Origin of the sequence: Paraburkholderia sp. CI3 (assembly GCF_050436505.1) — a bacterium.
GTDB lineage: Bacteria > Pseudomonadota > Gammaproteobacteria > Burkholderiales > Burkholderiaceae > Paraburkholderia > Paraburkholderia tuberum.
In genome coordinates this window covers 894928-915652 of record NZ_JBNDMI010000004.1, presented here as the reverse complement: position 1 = coordinate 915652, position 20725 = coordinate 894928, and the positions used below count along the sequence as shown (strand labels likewise).

The window sequence follows — 20725 nt, the reverse complement described above, 5'->3', positions numbered from 1 at the left end:
GTAGCGGCGCCGCCCCGGACGGCTCCTGCGCAGGTGGCTTTTACCAGGCGTATTGCGCTCGGGCTCGTCGGCATGCTGTTCGCGTCGTTGCTGGCGATCCTGAACGAGCAGGTCACCGCGGCCGCGCTGGCCGATATCCAGGGCGCGTTCCTGATCGGACATGACGACGGCACCTGGCTCACTTCGCTGTTCGAAGCAGCGAACGTCGCGACGATGGTGTTTGCGCCGTGGTTCGGCATCACGTTCACGCTGAAGCGGTTCACGATCGGCGCCGTACTCGCGACGATGTTCTTCGGCTTGCTGTGCCCGTTCGCTCCCAATCTGCCGACGCTTTACGTGCTGCGCATTCTTCAGGGAATCGCGGGCGGATGTCTTCCGCCGATGCTGATCATCGTGGCGCTGCGCTATCTGCCGCCCAATCTCAAGCTGTATGGCCTCGCCGGCTATGCGCTGACAGCGACCTTCGGGCCGGCCCTGGGCACGCCGCTCGCCGCGTTGTGGACGGAGTTCGTCAGCTGGCGCATGGCGTTCTGGCAGATCGTTCCGCCCGGCGTGCTGTGCTGCATCGCGATTCAGCGGGGGCTTCCCGCGGACCCGATGAAGCTCGAGCGGTTTCGCTCGTTCGACTGGATCGGCTTCGTGACCGGATTTCCCGCCGTCGCGATGCTGGTGACCGGTCTTTTGCAGGGCGATCGTCTCGACTGGTTCGATTCGGGGTTCATTCGCGTGATGTTCGGCGCGGGGGCGCCGCTGCTCGTTGCATTTCTCGTCAACGAATGGTGTCAGCCGGTGCCGTTTTTCAAGCTTCAACTGCTTGCGCGCAGGAATTTCACGCATGGACTATCGACCTTGCTCGGCACCGTGATCCTGCTGGTGGGCATGGCGGCAATACCGGCCCAGTATCTCGCGATAGTCCATACGTACCGCCCGCTGCAGACCGCGCCGCTGTCGTTGTTTCTGGCCGTGCCGCTGTTGATCACGCTGCCGCTGACGGCCGCTTTGCTGAACACGCGCCGCGCCGATCACCGCTGGGTAATCGCCACGGGTCTCGCGCTGATGTTCGTGACCTGCGCGATGGGAAGCTTCATCACGACCGAGTGGATTCGCGACAATTTCTACCTGCTGCAATCGTTGCAGATCGTCGCGCAGCCGATGGTGATCATGTCGATCCTGATGGGCGTGACGACGGGGCTGCCGCCCACCGAGGGTCCGTTTGCTTCGGCGATGTTCAATTCCCTGAAGACGTTTTCCGCGGCGGTGGCGAGCGGGCTCATTGAAAGTGTGGGGACCGCGCGCGAGCATTTCCATTCGAGCATGCTGGTCGACCAGCTGGGCAACCGCCCACTGATGGCGAACCAGGGCGTCGGCGCGGACTACGGTCTGGGTCAGCTCGCGCACCGGATCCACGAGCAGGCGGTCGTTCTGACTTCCGCCGATCTGTACCGCGTGATGGCGTGTGTCGCCGTTGCGCTTCTTCTGCTGGTTCCAGTGCTGCCGGTGCGCATCTATCCGCCGTGGAGCACGACGCCGCCTGCTTCGCATTGAGGAACGATTCCCATGTCATCGACTATGCCATCCCCATTGAAGATCTTTCGTGCTGCCGCGGTCATCGGCGTCGTCGGCCTCGCTGCATGGGGCTGCACGAGGCTGCTCGCGAGCCCGAATACCGAGTCCACCAACGACGCCTACGTCACCGCGGACTTCACGCTCGTCGCGCCGCGCGTCCCGGGTCAGATCACGGACGTACTGGTCAACGACAACGAGGACGTGAAAGCGGGCCAACTGCTCGTGCGCATCGATGACCGCGACTTTCGCGCGGCGTTGATGAGCGCCGAGGCGGAAGTGGTCGCGGCGAAGGCATCGGTGGCGAACTTCGATGCGGAAATTGCGCGTCAGCCGTCGCTGGTCGAGCAGGCGCGCGCGACGCTGCGCGCCGACGACGCATCGATCGGTTTTGCGCGGGCCAACGCGTCGCGCTACCAGAACCTGTCCGACGCCGGCGCGGGGACGGCGCAGGAACAACAACGCGCTTCGAGCACGCTCGCGCAGCAGCTTGCGCACCAGTCGCACGACCAGGCGGCGTTGCTGGCCACCGAGCAGAATCTGGACGTGCTGCGCACGCAGCGCGACAAGGCCGCGGGCGCGCTGGAACACGCCGAGGCGGCGCTCGAGCAGGCGAAGCTCAACCTGTCGTACACGGAGATCCGCGCACCCGTCGACGGCAAGGTCGGCCGCCGTTCGGCGCGGGTCGGCGCATTCGTGACGCCCGGCGCGCCAGTCCTGGCGATCGTGCCGCTGTCGGACGCGTACGTGGTCGCCAACTTCCAGGAGAGCCAGATCACCAATATGCGACCGGGCGAAGGCGTACGCGTGACGGTGGATAGCCTGCCCGGCATCGTGATCCGCGGCCGTGTCGATAGCCTCGCGCCGGCGACCGGCGTGAGCTTTGCGCCGATCGCGCCCGACAACGCCACCGGCAACTTCACGAAGGTCGTGCAGCGGGTGCCCGTCAAGATCACCATCGATCGCGGCCAGGCGAGTGCAGCGGCATTGAGCGTGGGGCTCTCGGTCGAAGCGGGCGTCGTGGTGGGCCACAGTGGCGAAGCGACGGCCGAGGGAGCGCAAAGAGAATGAACACGAGCAACTACTCTGCGCGCGCGATCGTCGCGGCGCTTCTGACCTGTGTCGCGCTGACGGCATGCACGGTGGGTCCGAATTTCGAACGTCCACAGACGGCCGCGCCGCAGGTCTTCGAGCGTACGCAAACCGCGCAGTCGCCGAGCCGGGCGGTGGAAGCCCAGTTCGGTCCGGATTGGTGGACGCTGTTCAACGATCCGGTACTCAACCAGCTGGAAAAGCAGCTGGCCGACGCCAACCTCGACGTGGCCGCGGCCTCCGCGCGTTTGCTGCAAAGCCGGGCCGAGCGGCGCGTTGCCGGCGCCGCCGAATACCCGACGCTCGACGGCGCCGCCTCGTACAACCGCGAACGCGGCAGCCAGAACGGCATCCTGTCGCTGCTCGGCGTCACGCCGACGCAAAGCCAGCCGCAATCGGCTTCCGGCAGCGCGCCGCTCGGCGTGGCCCCGTTGCCCGGCTCGGCGGGCTCGCCCGCCTATAACCTGTATCAGGCGGGGTTCGATGCGTCGTGGGAGATCGATCTGTGGGGGCACGTGCGACGCAGCGTCGAAGCGGCGAGCGCGCTGTCCCAGGCCTCGTACGAGGACCGCAACGCGGTGCTGTTGAGAGCGCGCGCGGAACTGGCGCGCGACTATATCGAGCTGCGCGACACGCAGGATCTGCTGCAGATCGCGAGACAGAACCTCGACATCGCCAACGATGTGCTGAAGCTCACGCGGGTTCGCGCGCATGAAGGCGTCACGACCGATCTCGACGTGTCGAACGCTGCCGCACAGGTGGAAAACATCGAAAGCCTGATTCCGACGCTGGAGTCGCACTGCGAGACCACGATCAACGCGATCGGGCTGCTGCTCGGGCAGGAACCCGGTGCGCTACGGCAGACGCTTGCCGAACCGCGCGAGGTGCCGGTGCTGCCCGCGCAGGTGCCGATCGGCTTCCCGTCCGAGCTCGTGCAGCGCCGGCCCGATATCCGCAAGGCGGAGGCGGACCTGCATGCGGCAACCGCGACCGTCGGCGTCGCGAAGGCCGATTTCTATCCACGCATCACGCTGAACGGCAGCGCGGGGTTTCAGAGTCTTCAACTGTCGAATCTCGCCAGCTGGGCGTCCGGGCAGTTCGTCGTCGGGCCTTCGATTACGTTGCCGATATTCGAGGGAGGCCGTCTGAAGGGTACGCTGCAACTGCGTGAAGCACAACAACAGGAAGCCGCCATCGTCTACCGGCAGACGGTGCTGCGCGCGTGGCGGGAAGTCGACGATTCGCTCGTCACCTACGACGCCGAACAACGCCGCCGCGATCGGCTCGCCACGGCCGTCAGCATGAACGAGCGCGCGCTGGCCGTTGCGCGGGAACGCTACAAGGCGGGCGCGCTCGACTATCTCGACGTGCTGAACGTGCAGCGGCAATTGCTCGAAGCGCAGAGCAATCTGCAGAAGAGCAAAGCCACCGCCGCGACCAATCTGATCACGCTCTGTAAAGCGCTGGGAGGGGGATGGGAGTCGACCTACGGCGGATAACGGGCAACGTGCCGCCCGCCGTTCAATACTGGAACCGGATCGCGGCATGTCGCTGCGAATACCGGAGCGAACGAACAACAAGGAGCTTGTCATGCGCGATTCAACCCATTCAGCCGATAGTGCCGCCACGCCCGCATTCGCATCGCGCGGCAAGATCGTCATGATGGCGATCATCGCCGGCGCGGTGATCACCAACATTTACTGCACGCAGCCGATCCTTCCGCTGATCGCCGCGGGTCTGCGCGTCGACGTGACGACGGTCGATCTCGTCGCCGCCGCGGCACTGCTCGGTTTTTCGAGCGGGCTCGCGTTGCTGCTGCCGCTCGGCGACCGGTTCGATCGCCGCAAGCTGGTGCTGATCCAGATCGCGCTCGCCTGCGTGTTCGGCGTCGCGGCGGCCGTCGCGCCCGGCATCTGGGCGCTCGTCGCGGCGTCGTTCGGCCTCGGCATCGTGAGCTGCGTTCCGCAGCAGCTGGTGCCATTCGCCGCCGTGATGTCGTTGCCGAGCGAGCGCGGGCGCAACGTCGGCACCGTCGTGAGCGGGATCATGGTCGGCATCCTGAGCGGCCGTACCATCGCCGGCGTGATCGGCGCGGCGTATGGATGGCGCGCGGTGTACGTCGCCGAAGCGGCCTTCATGGTGCCGGTCTGGATCGCGGCCGCGGCGCTGCTGCCGCGCGGCGTGCCGTCGACGAATCTCTCCTATGGGCGACTGCTCGCTTCGCTGTGGCCGCTCGCGCGGGACAATCGGCCGATCCGCGAATCGATGCTGATCCAGGCCCTGCTGTGGGCCTGCTTCAACGGGTTCTGGGTCAATCTCGCCGCGCTTCTCGCGAGCGGACCGTGGCATCTCGGCAGCGCATGGGCAGGCGGCTTCGGCGTGATCGGCGCGGCCGGCGCGTTCGCCGCTTCACTGGGCGGCAATGCGACCGATCGGGTCGGGTTCCGCAAGGTGATCGGCGCTAGCATCGGCATCGTCACGCTCGCGTATCTGCTGCTGTCGGGCGCGGCGAGCTCGCTGACGCTGTTGATCGTGGGCGTGATCGTGCTCGATATCGGCGTGCAGTCCGGTCTCGTATCGAACCAGACGCGCGCGTTCGCGGTCGATCCGAAAGCGCAGGGCCGTATCAATAGTCTTTATATGACGGCCACCTTTTTCGGCGGTGCTGTCGGCGCGACGGTCAGCGGCTGGTTGATGACACGCTATGGCTGGACGGGCATCGTCGCGTTCGGTATCGCGCTCGGCAGTCTCGCCGCCGCGATTCACTGGATCGGCACGCCTCGCGGGACGGCGGTCGAGGTCCAGGCGAGCCCGGATTGATCGCGAGCCGCCGCCTGGTTCGAACGTAGATGACTGGTGAGGTGAAACATGAAGTTCTCGATGAAAACTGAAATCCGTGCAGATGATGTTACGAGGCTCGAGCATGCGATGAAGTCGGTCGATCCCGACGCGAAAGTCGCGGTCGACGTTGGCACGCAAAGGGTGAGTGTCGACTCGTGGCTGATGCCCGAGGAATTTCTCGTCGCGTTCTACGACGACAACTACGAGGTGGCCATCAAGGAGTGGTGACACGAGCGACGCTCGCGCGCGTATCGCGGAGGGCGGATCGCTAACGCCAGGCATGCGCTGCGGCGCGATTGCCGCCGCCATCCGAAGCCGCTTCGTCGTAACCGACCGCCGCGCCGACGAATGGCCTGGATCCGGCCCATCCTGGCCCATGAACGAACCTTTTGTCCGCGCAAGCCGCGTCGATTGTCGTCAGAATCCAAAGGACCGGTTCCACGCGAGTCAGGTATGAGCAAAAACCCGAAAATTGCCGTGCAGGAAATACAGAAAGCACCGCTTGCCGGTGAATCGATGTCGGGTGCCGACATCATCTTGCGCGTGCTTGGCGAACAGGGCGTCGATACCGTGTTCGGCTATAGCGGCGGCGCGATCCTGCCGACCTACGACGCAGTGTTCCGTTTCAACGAACTGCATGCGGACGATCCGGCGCGGCAGATCAACCTCGTCGTACCCGCCAACGAGCAGGCCGCGGGCTTCATGGCCGCGGGCTATGCGCGCGCCAGTGGCAAAGTAGGCGTTTTCATGGTCACGTCAGGCCCTGGCGCGACGAACGCGGTGACGCCGATCGCCGACTGCAACGGCGATTCGGTCCCGGTCGTGCTGATCTGCGGACAGGTGCCGCGCGCCGCGATAGGCAGTGATGCGTTCCAGGAGGCGCCGGTGTTCAACATCATGTCGGCGTGCGCGAAGCAGGTGTTTCTCGTTACCGGTCCGGACAGGCTCGAACAGACGCTGCGCACCGCATTCGAAGTCGCGCGCACCGGGCGCCCCGGCCCCGTCGTCGTGGATGTGCCGAAAGATATCCAGAACTGGACCGGCACGTGGCAGGGACAGGGCACGCTCGCGTTTCGCGGATACTCGGATCGTCTTCGCAAGGTGGCCAAAGGCGCGCATCTCGACGACCGCAAGCGCCGCGACTTTTTCGATCTGCTCGCGCAAAGCCGGCGTCCGCTGCTGTATGTCGGCGGCGGCATCATCACGGCGGGGGCGACCGAGGAGCTGCGGGAATTCGCCGAGCGTTACCGGATCCCCGTGGTGCACACGTTGATGGGGCTCGGCACGATATCGGTGAAACACGAACTGGGTCTTGGCATGCTCGGCATGCACGGGGCAGCCTGTGCGAACTATGCGGTGGAAGATTGCGATTTTCTGATTGCGGCGGGCGCGCGGTTCGACGATCGGGTCGCTGGTGGCCGCCCGCACGCCTTTGCGCCGCGAGCGCGCTACGTCGCGCACATCGATATCGACGAGGCGGAAATCAACAAGGTGAAACGCGCGCACTGGACCCATGTGGGCGATGCGAAGAATGCGTTGCTGTCGCTGATGGAGCACGATGCGCAGGTCGAGGCTCCGTCAGCGTGGCTCGACCACATCGGCGAACTGAAGCGGCACTACTGCATGAACTACGACCGCAACAGCCCGCTGATCCAGCCGCAGTTCGTCGTCGAAAAACTCAGTGAGATCACGGGCGGCAGGGCCATCGTGACCACCGGCGTTGGCCAGCACCAGATGTGGGCCGCACAGTTCTTCGACTTCGTCGAGCCGCGAAGCTTTCTGAGCTCGGGCAGCATGGGCACGATGGGCTTCGGGCTACCCGCCGCGATCGGCGCGCAGATAGGGCGCCCGGATGCCCTCGTGATCGACATCGATGGTGACGGCAGCATGCGCATGAATATCGGCGACCTCGAGACGGCGACCACGTATGGCGTACCGGTCAAAGTGCTGCTGCTCAACAACGTCGGTGACGGGATGATCCGGCAGTGGCAACGTCTCTTTTACGACGGACGCTTATGCGTGAGCGACAAGTCGCTTCATCGGAAGGACGTTGTGATGGCGGCGCAGGCCGACGGGTTCGAGTTCGCGCGGCGCGTCGAATCGCTCGCTGAACTGGAAGAGAAACTCCGGGCGTTCATCGAATTCGCCGGACCGGCGTTCCTCGAAGTCATGATCGACCAGAACGCCGATGTGTTTCCAATGGTCGGGCCGGGACAAAGCTATGCGGAGATGATCACCGGGCCTTTCACCCCGTCTCGCGATCAGCGGGAGGCTGGCGGCAAGCATGCAGTGCGTCAGGCGGCGTCGGATATGTTCTAGGTGAAGTGAGCCGGCTTTGGGCCGGCTCGCGAGGCGTTTGGAGGCGTTTCGAGGCCCGCGCCGCGAAGCCGGAAGGGCATGCGTCACGCGTGGCGCGCGTCGATCAGGCGGGCAGGATTTCGGCGATGACGACGATCACGACAGCGGCGTCGGCGGGACCCTGGCTATGCGAGAACGCTGAACGCGCATGTCCCGCTTTGTCGCCGAGCACGGCAGCGAACAGATCCGAAGCGCCGTCGACCACGGCGGGCTGCCCGTAGAATCCATCGGCGGAACTGACGTGCCCCTCGACGCGAGCGATGTGATGCAGGCGCTCGAAACCGCCGAGATGACGCGAGATCTGCGCGAGTACGTTGAGCGCGGCGAGTTGGGCAGCCTTGCGGCCCTCTTCGAGCGTCAGGTTCTCGCCGACACGCCCCGAATAGACCATTTTGCCGTCGGACAGCGGCACCTGTCCCGAGATGAAAAGCAGGTTTCCGGCTTCGCTGACAGCCGTATAGCTGCCCAGCGGTTGCGCAGGAGAGGGCAGTTCGAGACCGAGTTCTGCGAGTTTCTGTTGGACGGACATGGTGGGCTCCTTGAGTGTGGCGGCGTCGCCGATGTCGCCGGCCACGGCGACATAGTCGGCCTCGACGGCCGGTGCGATGGAACGAGCCGTCGCGTGATTGATCCGGCCTGCTGGCCGTTCGAATCGATGGACCCGATGGAGGGCACTGTACGTGCATCCGCCGCGAATTCGAACACACACCGTGGACAAAGAGTCTTGCGCCACGAGAACAGATCTCGTGGAACCGTGCGGCTAGAGCCAGCGCCAGATGCCCGCTGGCCAACCGGAGAGCGGGATATGCGCCCAGGTCGCGACGAGCCAGAAAACGACGCCGCCCACCAGCGCGTGCATGCCGAACCCGCCCAGCCGCGCGCGGCCGGCGGCGATCGCCGCGAACGGCAGATAGCTCGTCTTCGATTCCCATGCGGGCCACAGATCGGGTTGCAGCCGCCGTTTCTTGCGGTCCTGTAGCGCGGCACCGACCAGCGCGAGGATGATGATCGCCCCGGCGAGCACGATGTTCCGGGTGACCGGGAACACGGCGATATGGCACAGTCCCCAAAGCGCGAACGACCACATCATCGGGTGACGGGTCACTGCGTACACGCCGCGCGCCGCGTCGGGAAACGCGGTGGGCCGGCCGCCGGTGGGCAACGCCGGGTTGCGGATCAGGGAGCCCATCAGAAGGATCGACGCGATCAGCATGAGCACGGTCACAACTGCCCACAGCCCGTTGCCTGCCGGCCATAGCGGATCGGAGACGGGCGTCCTGTCGTAAGCCATGACCATCCAGCCGAACGTCAGTATCGCAATCAGCGAATAGACGCCCATGGCACCCCGTTCGCCGATTGCCCGGACCATACCCGCCCGCAGCGGATGGGACAGGAGAAAGTGGCTGGCGACAAAAGCGAATGCCGCCACGACGAGTGTGTCGATGCTTTCCATTGGCCCGGCTCCTCAAGTCAGATGATCGGTCGACCGCGTGCATTGCGAGAATACTACTTCGCGCGCCACAACGAATGCAGCGATCGCTTCGCGAGTTTCGATTGCCGCGCGCCGCAAAACCTTGATTGGCAGTGTCGTCGTCGCAATGGCCGCGACACTCGCCATCGCATCGACTGCCCAAGCGGGGCAATGGGCCGCCAACCATCCCCGGCGCGTCGAAGTGAACAACCGTCTTGCCAACCGGAACAATCGCATCCGTCGAGAGGTTCAGGATCGGCAAATGTCGAGAGGCGAGGCTCGTAGTTTGCATAGCGTCAACGCCCCCGAGTATTAGAGACGCCAAACGATTGCGACTGAATCGATGCTCCGGGAACGCAGCTGGTGCTATCTCGAGCGCGGTCGAGCCGCTTGCACAGGGCCGTTCGCGTCTCGTCGACAAGATGCCGGCCAATTTCCTGCATGCCGGGCTGATTCCGCTGATCCTGCCGGGCGCGCGCATCATTCACGCGCGGCGCAACCCGGTCGACACTGTCTTTCCTGCTACACGAAACTGTTTGCGGGCGATCAGCCGTTCGCTTACGAGCTGACCGAACCCGGCGAGTATTACCGTTACTACGAGCGGCTCATGGCACATTGGCGCAGCGTGCTACCGGCCGGCCGCTTCATCGAGGTCGATTACGAAGCGGTCGTCGATGACCTCGAAGGCGAGGCGCGACGTCTGGTGAATTTTCTCGACCTGCCCTGGGATGATGCTTGTCTGCGCTTCCATGAAAACCGTCGGGTCGTGCGCACCGCCAGTCTTAATCAGGTGCGTCAGCCGATCTATAGGAGCTCGAAAGGTCGCTGGAAGCCGTATGAGGCTTATCTTGGTCCATTGCTGGAGGCGCTGGGCAGCACGGGATAAGAGGGTTGCGCGTAGCGCATTCGATGTTTCGGGAAGTTCATCCCGACTTACCTGGCTGCCAATCCGTCGACGCGATGAGTTAAACGCCTCATGTATTGCGCTGAAACGAAGCGAGGGATCGCATTATGTGAAGGTAAACCCGCCGAGCGCATATAGCTCAGGGTGACTATCATAGTGATGTCCTATTTCAATGACATTGACAATATGGTCGCCTCCGAAATTCGGGTCATACTGGCTGATGACCACCCCATGATGCTGATCGGTATCGAACACGAGTTTGCAGAGGTGAGCACGATCCGACTGGTAGGGAAAGCCAGCAACTCGACTGAACTGATCGCGCTTCTCACGAACACGCAATGTGACGTTGTCGTATCCGATTACGCGATGCCTGCGGGCGAATACGGTGATGGAATTGCTCTGTTTTCGTTTATAAAGCGCCGGTATCCTGACATCAAGATTGTTGTGCTGACGATGCTGGACAACCCGGCAGTAATACGTGCGCTCGTGACGCAATGTGTAACGTGCATCGTGAGCAAGTCCGACGCTGCCACCCACCTTATCCCCGCCGTTCATGCCGTCCATCATGGCGGCAAATATTATTCGCCGACCATCAACGAGATCGTCCAGTCGATTGACTGGAACCGCCGGGGCAGGGGCTCCTCGGACGTCCTGAGTCAGCGCGAATCCGAAGTTGTGCGCCTTTTTGCATCGGGCCTGACGGTAAACGAAATTGCCGAACGGCTGAGTCGCAGCAAGAAAACCATCAGTACTCAGAAAATGAAAGCGATGGAAAAGCTCGGTATTGAGCGAGAAGTCGATCTGTTCCGATATGCGTTGGATAATGGAATGGTGACTTCGGCGCAGAAAACATCGGACAGTCCTCCTTCCACAGAATGAACACAGGAAGCGACCCTGCGCTTTCATCGCGCTGCTCGAAAAACCGTCAACCTTCTTTGTGCGGGGGAATTGAAGCGAGTTACCGCTTGGCAACCGACGTCAGGTTGTCCGAAATAACTTAATTGCTAGAGTCCCGTTCACTGCAACTCTATCCTTGGGTGCGGCAAGTGGCCAAGGCAGGTTCTAGAAGGGCAGTTCAACTGCCACTTTGTTCCCACGAAGGAAGTCTGGGGATCGTGAAAAAGCGGGAGAGGGCACACGCACCCTTTCCCGCCGACCGCTTACCACTGATACGAGGCACCAATCCCGGCAGTCGTGCCACCCGCGGACATCCCAACACCCGCTTTCACCTTGATGTTGTCCTTGATACGAGCCGTACCGCCCAGCGCGATCGCCTGATAACCGTTGTAAGTCGCTGCCGCGATACCGAACGACAATTTCTTGCCTTGATCGACTTCTGGAATCATCGTCAGCGCGGTAGCGGCGGCGATTCCCGAGTAGGCGTTCCTGGCGAGATTGTTGACCGCCTGGTTGGTCGCGTTGATACGCTGATCGGTGTAGTTGTTGGCCTGCTGAACGCCTTGTGCGACCGAGCTGTTCATCTGACCGACATTGACTGCATCCGTGTCTGCAGTACCCGCTGCGACGTTGGTGATCTGGCGTTCGTGACCCGCTGAACCCACCGACACCGAGTTATCGCGATCCGTCACCGAGCCCTGACCCAACGCCACCGAGTTCGCATTGCCAGCCTGCGAGCCCGTGCCGATCGCCGTCGAGTTGACGCCGGTCGCCGCCGCATTGGTGCCCACTGCCACCGCGTTCTCCGCTGCGGCGCTGGCGTTTGCCCCGACCACCGTGCTGCCCGCACCGGTACCCGGCATCGCCGCATTAGCCACTGCGTCATTGTTGCGGTCCGACGACGACACATCCGGGGTGACCGGCTGGATGTTCGACACCTGGGAACCGAGATCCTTCACCTGCCCGTTGAGATCCGTCACCTGGTCCTGCAACGCCGACAGCTGGCCGAAGTTCACCGCGTCGTACTGGCTCGTGCCGTTCGCCACATTGGCCAGGATCACCGGACCTGCGCTCTGGCCACCACCCAGCGTCACGGAACCAAAGTTCACCGAGCCGTCGGCGTTACGGTCGTACTGCACCGCGCCCGACAGCTGCGTGCCGACATCGCCCACCTGGGTCTGCAGCTTCGTGATGTCCGTGGTGTTCTGCGTGACCCGGTCATCCAGGTTGGTGACGGCATCGCCTACGCTATGCACGGTCGTACCACCCACGCTGTAGCTCGGCGCGCTGACCGTACCGTCCGCGTTCACGGTCGAGCCGCCACCCAGACCAGCGGCCACGCTCGCCGAGTTCGCATACAGCTGGCTGCCGTTGACGGCTTCCTTGCTGCCCGCTGCAATCGCACCGTCGGCAACGCCGCTCAGCGTGCGCGCGCCATCGGTGCCACTGAAGTCCACCGTCGTGCCGTCCAGGTCCCTGGCCACCGTGATGGCCTTGCTGGTCGCGTCCTGCTGCACCAGGCCGACGCTGCCGCCGTCCAGCTGCTGCGTCAGGTTCGTGACCGAGCCTTCCACGTTGGTCACGCGGCCGTCGATGCCGGTGATCGCCGTCGTGTTGGCCGCAACGTTCGTCGCGTTGGCGGCGATGTTCGTCGTGTTGGCCGCAATGCTGGCCGTGTTGGTCGTCACGTTCTGGTTGGTCGCGTGCAGCTGCGAACCATTCACCGCTTCGGTGCTGGTGTCGCTCAGCGCACCGGCCTTCACGCCGCCCAGCGAGCGAACGCCATCGGTGCCACTGAAGTCCACCGTCGTGCCGTCCAGGTCCCTGGCCACCGTGATGGCCTTGCTGGTCGCGTCCTGCTGCACCAGGCCGACGCTGCCGCCGTCCAGTTGCTGCGTCAGGTTCGTGACCGAGCCTTCCACGTTGGTCACGCGGCCGTCGATGCTGGTGATCGCCGTCGTGTTGGCCGCAACGTTCGTCGCGTTGGCGGCGATGTTCGTCGTGTTGGCGGCGATGCCGGCCGTGTTGGTCGTCACGTTCTGGTTGGTCGCGTGCAGCTGCGAACCGTTCACCGCTTCGGTGCTGGTGTCGCTCAGCGCACCGGCCTTCACGCCGCTCAGCGTGCGCGCGCCATCGGTGCCACTGAAGTCCACCGTCGTGCCGTCCAGGTCCCTGGCCACCGTGATGGCCTTGCTGGTCGCGTCCTGCTGCACCAGGCCGACGCTGCCGCCGTCCAGCTGCTGCGTCAGGTTCGTGACCGAGCCTTCCACGTTGGTCACGCGGCCGTCGATGCTGGTGATCGCCGTCGTGTTGGCCGCAACGTTCGTCGCGTTGGCGGCGATGTTCGTCGTGTTGGCGGCGATGCCGGCCGTGTTGGTTGTCACGTTCTGGTTGGTCGCGTGCAGCTGCGAACCGTTCACCGCTTCGGTGCTGGTGTCGCTCAGCGCACCGGCCTTCACGCCGCCCATCGAGCGCGCGCCATCGGTGCCACTGAAGTCCACCGTCGTGCCGTCCAGGTCCCTGGCCACCGTGATGGCCTTGCTGGCCGCGTCCTGCTGCACCAGACCGACGCTGCCGCCGTCCAGCTGCTGCGTCAGGTTCGTGACCGAGCCTTCCACGTTGGTCACGCGGCCGTCGATGCTGGTGATCGCCGTCGTGTTGGCCGCAACGTTCGTCGCATTCAGCGTAGTACGGCTGTCGATGTTGGTAATTGCATCACCGATATTGCTGACCGTCGTGCCACCCACACTGTAGCTCGGCGCGCTGATCGCACCGGTCGTCGGGTTATAGACAGCATCACCGCCGAGCGCTGCTGCCGCACTGGCGCCAATGCTGTTCGACTTTGCCGCTTCCGATTGCAACTGGCTAACATTCACTGCATCCGTTGCAGCCGAACCCGCCGCCACGTTCGTCACGCGACGTTCACTGCCCGACGAACCCATCGACACTTCGCCGCTGGCCGTGCCCGACAGTGCAGTGGTACCCGGGTTGTAAGCTGCTGCGCCAAGGTCGGCCGTCGTGGTCGAACCCGCACCCAGGGCCACCGAGTTAGCCGCCGATGCAGAGGCGCCATGACCCAGTGCCACTGAGTTATCCCCTGCCGAATCAGCGAGCAGACCCATCGCAACTGAGTAGTTCCCTGTCGAAGTGGCGTATGCACCCATCGCCATGGAGGCAGTACCTTCCGAAGTAGCTAGCTGACCGATTGCAATGCCAGCGTCGCCTGTGCTAAGTGCGCCAAACCCCAAAGCGACTGAGTTCCTAGCCGATGCGCTCGCCTGAAGGCCGAGTGCTGTCGCCCCGTCCCCGCTCGCATTGGATTCTGCGCCGACGGCTGTGGAGCCCTCCCCACTAGCCGCGGCGCTTGCGCCGATTGCGCTTGACTGTACCGCGTTGGCGATTGCATCGCGACCAATTGCAGTCGTCTTGTCCGCAGTGGCCCTGGCGTTATCACCGAGTGCCGCAGCACCATCGCCGACTGCGTTCGCATTCGTGCCGATAGCCGTAGCACTATATGCACCTGCCGACGTACCAGAAGTTGCGAAAGCGTTATACCCCATAGCTATGCTGTTGATATTCGTACCATCAGTCTGTGCCCCTGAGCCAATTGCAATCGAATGTAATCCCTTGGCGACACCTCCGCCCGCGTTGTACTGGGCGTGCGCTGCCGGCGCCCACGAGGCTGCGGCCACAACCGCAGTCGCTACAACTGCACAAACCTTTGCCTTGTTACGCTTGCCGCGCGCAACAGCATTCTCGGAAGTTGCCACCCACGACCCAAGGGCTTCATTCCAGATAGTGCGATAGGACTTGTTCATGACATGATTCCGTTTAAAGTTTGAAAAGTAATTGAGTTATGCGAACTAATGCCAAATCGCCGTTGCCGTTTTTTGCCGTTCAATATCAGCTGCAAAAAGGAGGCATAACGTTCCCCCAAGCTCATGGCCGCCGTAAGAATCGGCCAGATTCTGTCGCGTCACTCGGGGATTGGCCTGTGCTGAATCTCTCTAACTGGGTTCAGTCTATATTTTTGAGATGGGGCGAAAATAGGTCGTGTCTGAATCGGCGCTGGCCGGTATTTGAGCGCTGCAGCGCTTGAGATGGCGGTGCCGCCTGTTATTGCGGACGGCATGGCAACTTCAGAAATCTTGACCGCGCGACAGGTAGTAGAAAGAGGCGCCCTTTGTGTTTCATCAAATATCGGCACTCCAGCGACGTCCGTCGCCCATGCTTGCGCCGACGAGTGCAACTGCGCGCTGAAGGGGATTGAGTCGAGCATCGCCGAACAGGCGACCACCAGTAGTCGATCCGAGGGCAGGCGCAAGCCGCAAACACTGCCCGCCGCAGGCGGCTCGATCGACGTCAAACACGCAACCGGTCGGAATCGCCGTATGATGCTGAAACCATCCCTTGCGTCCCTGATCCAGGTCCGCCATGCCATCAAAGAGCACAGATTCCAGCGGGCATGAACGCGTGGTTTATACGCCCACCGGCGATTCGCGCGTTGATGAGCCGGGCAGACTGAATCGCTATCAGCGGACGCTCGTCATGGGGGCAGGGGTCGCTGTCTCGTTTGTGCTGGTGCTGTTGACCGGCGTCGTGCTGAAATCGGCGGTTACGGACTACATCGAGGATCGCTATACCGATTTCGCTCTACGGCAGACTCGCCTGCAACTGGAGTTTCTGGAGCGGGAAAGAACGCTGAGAGCCGCCATCCTGCATGAAGAGTCGACGTGGGGCACGCGTGCTCCTCCACCCGCGACCCTCATCGACGAGTTTGCCGCGCAGCATGGACGAGTCGTTCTGCAGAGGCACAGGAATTTCGACCCGGTGATGATGCTCGGCGATGTGGGTCCGTCGCAGCACGCATCGGCGTTCGCGCCGTATCTGGCGCTCGGTGTTGATTTTGACTATCGTCTCGGACCTTGGGCCAAGGTGCAGACCAGTGCCGTGTCAGGCTATTTCTATTCGCCTGACCGGCGGTTCCTCGGCATTGTTCCTGCTCCGGCATCCGGCGATCTGCTCAAGCAGAGCGGCGCGCAAGACGTCCACGAGCTTCTCGATCGCATTGCACCGGATATCGGCGACCTGACCGACCCAACTGTGGTCAAGCGGTTAGGTGAGGACAGGAGTGCGACATGGTTTCCGCCAGCCACCGATCCCTTTAGCGAACAGCCCGCCATCCGGCTGGTCATGCCGGCCTTTAGCGACGGCAAGATATTCCTCGTGGCTGTCCGCAAGATCTACGTGGGCCATCTGATCGAAATGATTACCGGGGAGGAGCGCTACGATGAACAATCGCTGCTGCTCGATTCCGCCGGCAATGTGATCCTCAGCACAGCCAAGCCGGGTACCGGCGCCGCGCTGACGCAACGGATTCTCAATTCCCGTGCGCAAGGGATGCAACCCGCCGGAGGAGTCCATCGCTCCCGGAATGGATTGTTCATGGCCAGTGCGGAGGTAACGGACTCCGGCTGGACGCTCGTTCACGCGTTCACGTGGCGCACCATTTTGCGTGACATAGGTGCACGCCTCGCCGTTTACCTTGCCGCGATGCTGCTGGTCGTGACTTTCATGTGGGTGCTTCTGTTGATGCTCGATCACAAGCTGTTCAGGCCCGACTACGAACGTTCGCAGCGAATATTCGAAAGTGAAGCCCTGAACCGCACGATGGTTGCTGCAGCACCGTCGGGATTCGCGCTGCTGTCTTTCGAGCAGGGCGATATTCTGCTGCAGAGCAACCTGATGCGTACCTACGAAGCGAATACGCATCCGGATGAACCAGGCTTGCACACCCGCCTGCTCGGTCTCTATGACCGCAGCCCCGGCGCGCCCGCGTGGCAGTCCGATCTGGAGATGCCGCTCAGACTTGCCGACGGCCGCGTGGACGATCTGCTAGTGAGTATGGTGCGTACCAGGTATCGTGGGAAAGAGGTGCTGCTTTGCAGTTTTTCCGACATTACGACTCTGAAGAACACGGAGCGCAAGCTGGACGAGGCGCGTGCGGCAGCGGACGCCGCCAACGAGGCGAAATCTGCGTTCCTCGCGATGATGGGCCACGAAATACGTACGCCGCTCAATGCCATTCTCGGCAACCTCGAGTTGCTCGGACGCTCGCCGTTGTCACCGTCGCAGGAGGAGAGAGTAGGGGTCATCACGTCGTCGTCCACTGCGCTGCTAGGGATCATCAACGACATTCTCGATTTTTCGAAGGTCGAGTCTGGCCAGATGACGCTCGAGTCGATCAGTTTCGATCTCGGTGATGTCATTCGACAAGTGGGTGCGATGTTCGAACCCATCGCGCATGCGAAGGGACTCGAATTCGACTGCGTAATCGACGATGCGCTCGCGCCGCACTATCTGGGTGACCCAACGAGAATCCGGCAGATCGCGGTCAATCTGGTCAGTAATGCGATCAAATTCACTGCTACTGGCGACGTACTGCTCGAGGTTTACCTCAAGGACGACACGGTCGACGATTCGCCCATCGTGATTGGCGTGAGCGACACCGGCATCGGCATGACGCCCCAGCAGCAGGAGACGCTATTTCATGCATTTTCCCAGGCCGATTCGTCGATTGCCAGGCGCTATGGCGGAACAGGACTCGGACTTGCGCTCTGTCTGCGCCTGACCGAATTGATGCATGGCACGATCCAGGTGAAGAGTGAGTTGAATGACGGCAGTACCTTTGTCGTGACGTTACCCATTCCGGTGAGTACTGACACACCGGTCGTCGCCCCAGACGATAGCAAAGCCAAATGGGAGTCCACCGGACTCGACACACACGCCGTTCACATTCTTGTGGTCGACGATCAGCTTGCAAATCGGGAGTTGATCACCGCGCAACTTGCTACGCTGGGATACGAGGCCAATATCGCCGATAGTGGCGGGGCGGCAGTGCGGCGCTTCAATGAGCGCCACTATGATCTTGTGATGACCGACATCAATATGCCTGGGATGGACGGGTACGCGCTCGCGCGGTGTCTGCGCGACCAAAGCGCGACGGTGCCGATCATCGCCATTACTGCGCAAGTGGGTGCGGAAGAGCGTTCGCGATGCAAGAAGGCGGGAATCGACGAGGTCCTGCTGAAACCCGTCCTGCTTGGCACCATGGATGCGACGGTGAGGCGGCTGGTCAAGGAGGCCGGCAAACGCCCCGCAAGTGACACTGCAGCCAGGCTCGACATTTCGCATGGGCCATTGCCCGAGCCCATCCATGCTGCGATGAGCCAGGCAGTGAAGGAATCGCTCGAGGCGCTGTATGTCGCCATTGAACGGGTCGATATAAAAACGGTGCTGGCCCATCTTCATTCGCTACGCGGCTCCTTCGCGATGATTCAGGAGACCGAGGTGGCCAATGCGTGTGCACAGATGGAGCAGCAAGCCAGAGATAACGACATTCCTGCCGTCAAGGATGGGCTCGATCGTTTCGAACCACTCGCTTATTCGACGCTCGCGCGGCGCATGATAAGCGCGTAGCCAGAGTCGACGTCCTTTCCGACGATGCTGTCGTTCGTGTCTTTCCGCCCATCATAGCGGACCGCCTTACTGCAACAGAACCCTGAGGTTTGTATTTGGCCTAATGAGCCGCAAGATCATGCGGCTTGCGAAAAAGCGGGATGTGACCTATTCATTTCTCTTCATACGCCACGATGGGACCCAGCTCGCCGAAATTGGCGAACTGCTAAAGTCAGACGCATCCGTCCAGTGATTGACAAGGTGCGTTGAAATTTGACTCGCACAACAACTCGTCGCAAGGCGTAGCGGCGGGTAGAGCCGTTAGGCGGCAACGGTCCTAGAAGGCATTGTCGACCGGTTCTGGTGCACCGTCGTTGGCTACAGAGCGGTATCCTGCCTCGACGACAGCGATCGCATGCTCGGCCTCCCGCAACCCTGCAACGGGAGGACAACCATTCGCCAGATCGGCCCAGCTGCGCTTTAAGAACACCGAATAAAACGCGTCCGTGTTGTACTCCACCTTCGTGGCGCGCCCCTGCTGTTGGCCCCGCGCTTTGATGTAAAGCTGGTCGGCATAACCCCGGACGTAGGAGGAGGTATGCGAGATGGAAAACGCGAAGTCTCGCTGATCCTCCGCTGTTGATGGATACAGGTAACCCGTTTCAACCACGCCGATTTGTCCCGCAGCGTTTCGGCACGTGAACACGGCTTGCTCCTCGACGGTCACATCAGATCGATACGTTCGCATCTGCGCCGAGACGTGGGTGATGGGGCTGTTTGTGAGGGATGAGATCAGGTCAATGAAATGAACCCCGACATTCAACGTGGACCCTCCACCTGCGTGCCGTTTATCCAGCATCCAGCTGCACCCGCCGCGCTCATACCGAGCTATCGGGCCAACGATGAACCTGAACGCGAGATGCTGGAATCCCTCCGGCGTAAATCCATTCGCGGGCAAAAGACGGGTAGCCAGATCGCTCACGCGCATGATGAAGGGAACACTGACGTACACGCCGTGCTTCTCCGAGAGTTGCCGGACCCGGCGGACCTCCTGGAGATTAAGCCCGCAAGGCTTCTCGATGAGAAACGGAATGCCGCGGGTAATCAGCCGCTCGGCGAGTTCCGCCATCTCCGAGTGGCGGCTGAATACCAGGGCAAAGTCGAAATCCTCGTTGAGGAGATCTTCGTTAGAGCCGTATAGCTTGCACTTCAGCCGGTCCGCGACTGTTGATCCAGCAAACGAGGCAGTATCTGAAATACCGACAACCTGGACACTGGGATCTCGCAACGCGGAGAGATAGAGGGGAAAGTGCCAGTGGCTGACGTCGAAAACAGCAATTCTCATAAGGGGCTCCACAGCAGTGCGATCATCGAGGCCATCAATCCATGTAGGAGCCGCCATTCACACTGAGTGTCTCACCGAAGATGTAGCTTGCATCATCTGAGACGAGAAAGGCAGCGGCCCGTGCAATCTCCTCGGGGCGCCCAAGGCGGCCCGAGGGAATGTTAGAGAGGGTCGTCGCCTTCATCTCGGGGCTCATCCCATCGGTAAGTTCCGTCGCGACGAGGCCTGGCGCGATTGCATTGACGTTGATGCCAAAAGGTGCCGCGTAGCGTGCGAGCGATTTTGTCAGTCCGATGATTCCAGCCTTCGCAGCGGTGTAATGTGCGTTGCCACTGAAGTCGCCACGCTTGCCGGCCACTGAACTGACGTTGACGATCTTTCCGTACTTTTGCGCCTTCATCGACGCGAGAACGGCCTGGCAGCAGCTGAACGAGCCTTTGAGATGGACGTTGATCATCCGATCCCATTTCTCCGGGCTAATCTCGGGAAAACTGACGAAGTCGCCAATTCCAGCGTTGTTAATCAGGATATCGACGCGACCATGGTCCGCAAGGAGCCGGCTGAAGGCCTCCTCGACCTGGTTTGTATCAGCCACGTCGAAAGCGACGGCGCTGGCGCTTGCCCCTCGTCGCCGAATGTTTTCCGCCGCCTCGGTTGCGGGTTCAAGTGTGCGGTCATTGACGATCACATGCGCACCGCGGTCGGCGAGAACGTCGGCGATGGCGATACCCAACCCGCGCCCTGCGCCCGTGACCACGGCGATCTGGCCCGACAGGTCCTGCTGATTTAACGTCAT

The 20725-nt window shown here is 62.2% G+C and carries 14 protein-coding genes and 3 pseudogenes; 11 read left to right on the top strand and 6 right to left on the bottom strand.

Going from position 1 to position 20725, the window contains the following annotated elements:
* Positions 1–72: 72 nt before the first annotated feature.
* The 6 genes from OKW29_RS25685 to ilvB all read left to right on the top strand — a co-directional run bounded on the left by OKW29_RS25685 (position 73) and on the right by ilvB (position 7815).
* On the top strand, positions 73–1545 hold the full coding sequence (locus OKW29_RS25685) for an MFS transporter (protein WP_429294933.1): 1473 nt from the start codon (positions 73–75) through the stop codon (positions 1543–1545).
* A 12-nt stretch (positions 1546–1557) separates the two neighbouring features.
* Positions 1558–2634 carry an HlyD family secretion protein gene (locus tag OKW29_RS25680; protein ID WP_429293082.1) on the top strand — a complete coding sequence of 359 codons (1077 nt, stop codon included), beginning with the start codon at positions 1558–1560 and terminating at the stop codon, positions 2632–2634.
* Positions 2631–4154 carry an efflux transporter outer membrane subunit gene (locus OKW29_RS25675; RefSeq protein ID WP_429293081.1) on the top strand — a complete coding sequence of 508 codons (1524 nt, stop codon included), beginning with the start codon at positions 2631–2633 and terminating at the stop codon, positions 4152–4154. Before OKW29_RS25680 ends, OKW29_RS25675 begins: the two co-directional genes overlap by 4 nt.
* A gap of 91 nt (positions 4155–4245) precedes the next feature.
* Entirely contained in the window at positions 4246–5475 is a 1230-nt protein-coding gene (locus OKW29_RS25670; RefSeq protein ID WP_429293080.1) for an MFS transporter, read from the top strand.
* A gap of 48 nt (positions 5476–5523) precedes the next feature.
* Positions 5524–5724 (top strand): copper chaperone, encoded by a 201-nt coding sequence (locus OKW29_RS25665; protein ID WP_429293079.1) that lies wholly within the window; start codon positions 5524–5526, stop codon positions 5722–5724.
* A gap of 225 nt (positions 5725–5949) precedes the next feature.
* Positions 5950–7815, top strand: a complete 1866-nt coding sequence (gene ilvB / locus OKW29_RS25660; RefSeq protein WP_429293078.1) for a biosynthetic-type acetolactate synthase large subunit — start codon at positions 5950–5952, stop codon at positions 7813–7815.
* Positions 7816–7918: 103 nt separating this feature from the next.
* Here the strand turns inward: ilvB and OKW29_RS25655 are convergent, their stop codons facing one another.
* Positions 7919–8383 (bottom strand): RidA family protein, encoded by a 465-nt coding sequence (locus tag OKW29_RS25655; protein ID WP_429293077.1) that lies wholly within the window; start codon positions 8381–8383, stop codon positions 7919–7921.
* Between the two features lie 231 nt (positions 8384–8614).
* Positions 8615–9307: an NnrU family protein gene (locus tag OKW29_RS25650; RefSeq protein ID WP_429293076.1), complete on the bottom strand. Its 693-nt coding sequence runs from the start codon at positions 9305–9307 to the stop codon at positions 8615–8617.
* Between the two features lie 233 nt (positions 9308–9540).
* On the opposite strand from OKW29_RS25650, the pseudogene OKW29_RS25645 reads away from it, so the two are divergent.
* Positions 9541–10211 (top strand): annotated as a pseudogene (locus OKW29_RS25645) (sulfotransferase family protein).
* 177 nt (positions 10212–10388) lie between these two features.
* Positions 10389–11108, top strand: coding sequence for a response regulator (locus OKW29_RS25640; protein ID WP_429293075.1), 720 nt, complete (start codon positions 10389–10391; stop codon positions 11106–11108).
* 281 nt (positions 11109–11389) lie between these two features.
* On the opposite strand, the gene OKW29_RS25635 is transcribed toward OKW29_RS25640, so the two are convergent.
* Positions 11390–14332 (bottom strand): YadA-like family protein, encoded by a 2943-nt coding sequence (locus tag OKW29_RS25635; RefSeq protein WP_429294932.1) that lies wholly within the window; start codon positions 14330–14332, stop codon positions 11390–11392.
* Positions 14333–14944 (bottom strand): annotated as a pseudogene (locus OKW29_RS25630) (ESPR-type extended signal peptide-containing protein); the annotation flags it as partial.
* 282 nt (positions 14945–15226) lie between these two features.
* On the opposite strand from OKW29_RS25630, the gene OKW29_RS25625 reads away from it, so the two are divergent.
* The 3 genes and pseudogenes from OKW29_RS25625 to OKW29_RS25615 form a co-directional block, all read left to right on the top strand.
* Positions 15227–15595 (top strand): hypothetical protein, encoded by a 369-nt coding sequence (locus OKW29_RS25625; RefSeq protein WP_429293074.1) that lies wholly within the window; start codon positions 15227–15229, stop codon positions 15593–15595.
* The gene (locus tag OKW29_RS25620) at positions 15561–18605 is read left to right on the top strand and encodes an ATP-binding protein (protein WP_429293073.1); all 3045 of its coding nucleotides are present in this window, start codon (positions 15561–15563) and stop codon (positions 18603–18605) included. The genes OKW29_RS25625 and OKW29_RS25620 overlap by 35 nt, the downstream gene beginning before the upstream one ends.
* 73 nt (positions 18606–18678) lie before the next feature.
* Positions 18679–18848, top strand: a pseudogene (locus tag OKW29_RS25615) (NADP-dependent oxidoreductase); the annotation flags it as partial.
* A gap of 73 nt (positions 18849–18921) precedes the next feature.
* On the opposite strand, the gene OKW29_RS25610 reads toward OKW29_RS25615, so the two are convergent.
* Both OKW29_RS25610 and OKW29_RS25605 read right to left on the bottom strand, forming a co-directional pair.
* Complete coding sequence (locus OKW29_RS25610; RefSeq protein WP_429293072.1) at positions 18922–19929, bottom strand: Gfo/Idh/MocA family protein; 1008 nt, start codon at positions 19927–19929, stop codon at positions 18922–18924.
* Between the two features lie 34 nt (positions 19930–19963).
* Positions 19964–20725, bottom strand: coding sequence for an SDR family oxidoreductase (locus OKW29_RS25605; RefSeq protein ID WP_429293071.1), 762 nt, complete (start codon positions 20723–20725; stop codon positions 19964–19966).

Excerpts from the sequence above, each read along its gene's own strand:
- OKW29_RS25685 (WP_429294933.1), top strand. The coding sequence starts at position 73 with ATGCTGTTCGCGTCGTTGCTGGCGATCCTGAACGAGCAGGTCACCGCG.
- OKW29_RS25680 (WP_429293082.1), top strand. The coding sequence starts at position 1,558 with ATGTCATCGACTATGCCATCCCCATTGAAGATCTTTCGTGCTGCCGCG.
- OKW29_RS25675 (WP_429293081.1), top strand. The coding sequence starts at position 2,631 with ATGAACACGAGCAACTACTCTGCGCGCGCGATCGTCGCGGCGCTTCTG.
- OKW29_RS25670 (WP_429293080.1), top strand. The coding sequence starts at position 4,246 with ATGCGCGATTCAACCCATTCAGCCGATAGTGCCGCCACGCCCGCATTC.
- OKW29_RS25665 (WP_429293079.1), top strand. The coding sequence starts at position 5,524 with ATGAAGTTCTCGATGAAAACTGAAATCCGTGCAGATGATGTTACGAGG.
- ilvB (WP_429293078.1), top strand. The coding sequence starts at position 5,950 with ATGAGCAAAAACCCGAAAATTGCCGTGCAGGAAATACAGAAAGCACCG.
- OKW29_RS25655 (WP_429293077.1), bottom strand. The coding sequence starts at position 8,383 with ATGTCCGTCCAACAGAAACTCGCAGAACTCGGTCTCGAACTGCCCTCT.
- OKW29_RS25650 (WP_429293076.1), bottom strand. The coding sequence starts at position 9,307 with ATGGAAAGCATCGACACACTCGTCGTGGCGGCATTCGCTTTTGTCGCC.
- OKW29_RS25640 (WP_429293075.1), top strand. The coding sequence starts at position 10,389 with ATGTCCTATTTCAATGACATTGACAATATGGTCGCCTCCGAAATTCGG.
- OKW29_RS25625 (WP_429293074.1), top strand. The coding sequence starts at position 15,227 with ATGGCGGTGCCGCCTGTTATTGCGGACGGCATGGCAACTTCAGAAATC.
- OKW29_RS25620 (WP_429293073.1), top strand. The coding sequence starts at position 15,561 with ATGCCATCAAAGAGCACAGATTCCAGCGGGCATGAACGCGTGGTTTAT.
- OKW29_RS25610 (WP_429293072.1), bottom strand. The coding sequence starts at position 19,929 with ATGAGAATTGCTGTTTTCGACGTCAGCCACTGGCACTTTCCCCTCTAT.
- OKW29_RS25605 (WP_429293071.1), bottom strand. The coding sequence starts at position 20,725 with ATGACGTTAAATCAGCAGGACCTGTCGGGCCAGATCGCCGTGGTCACG.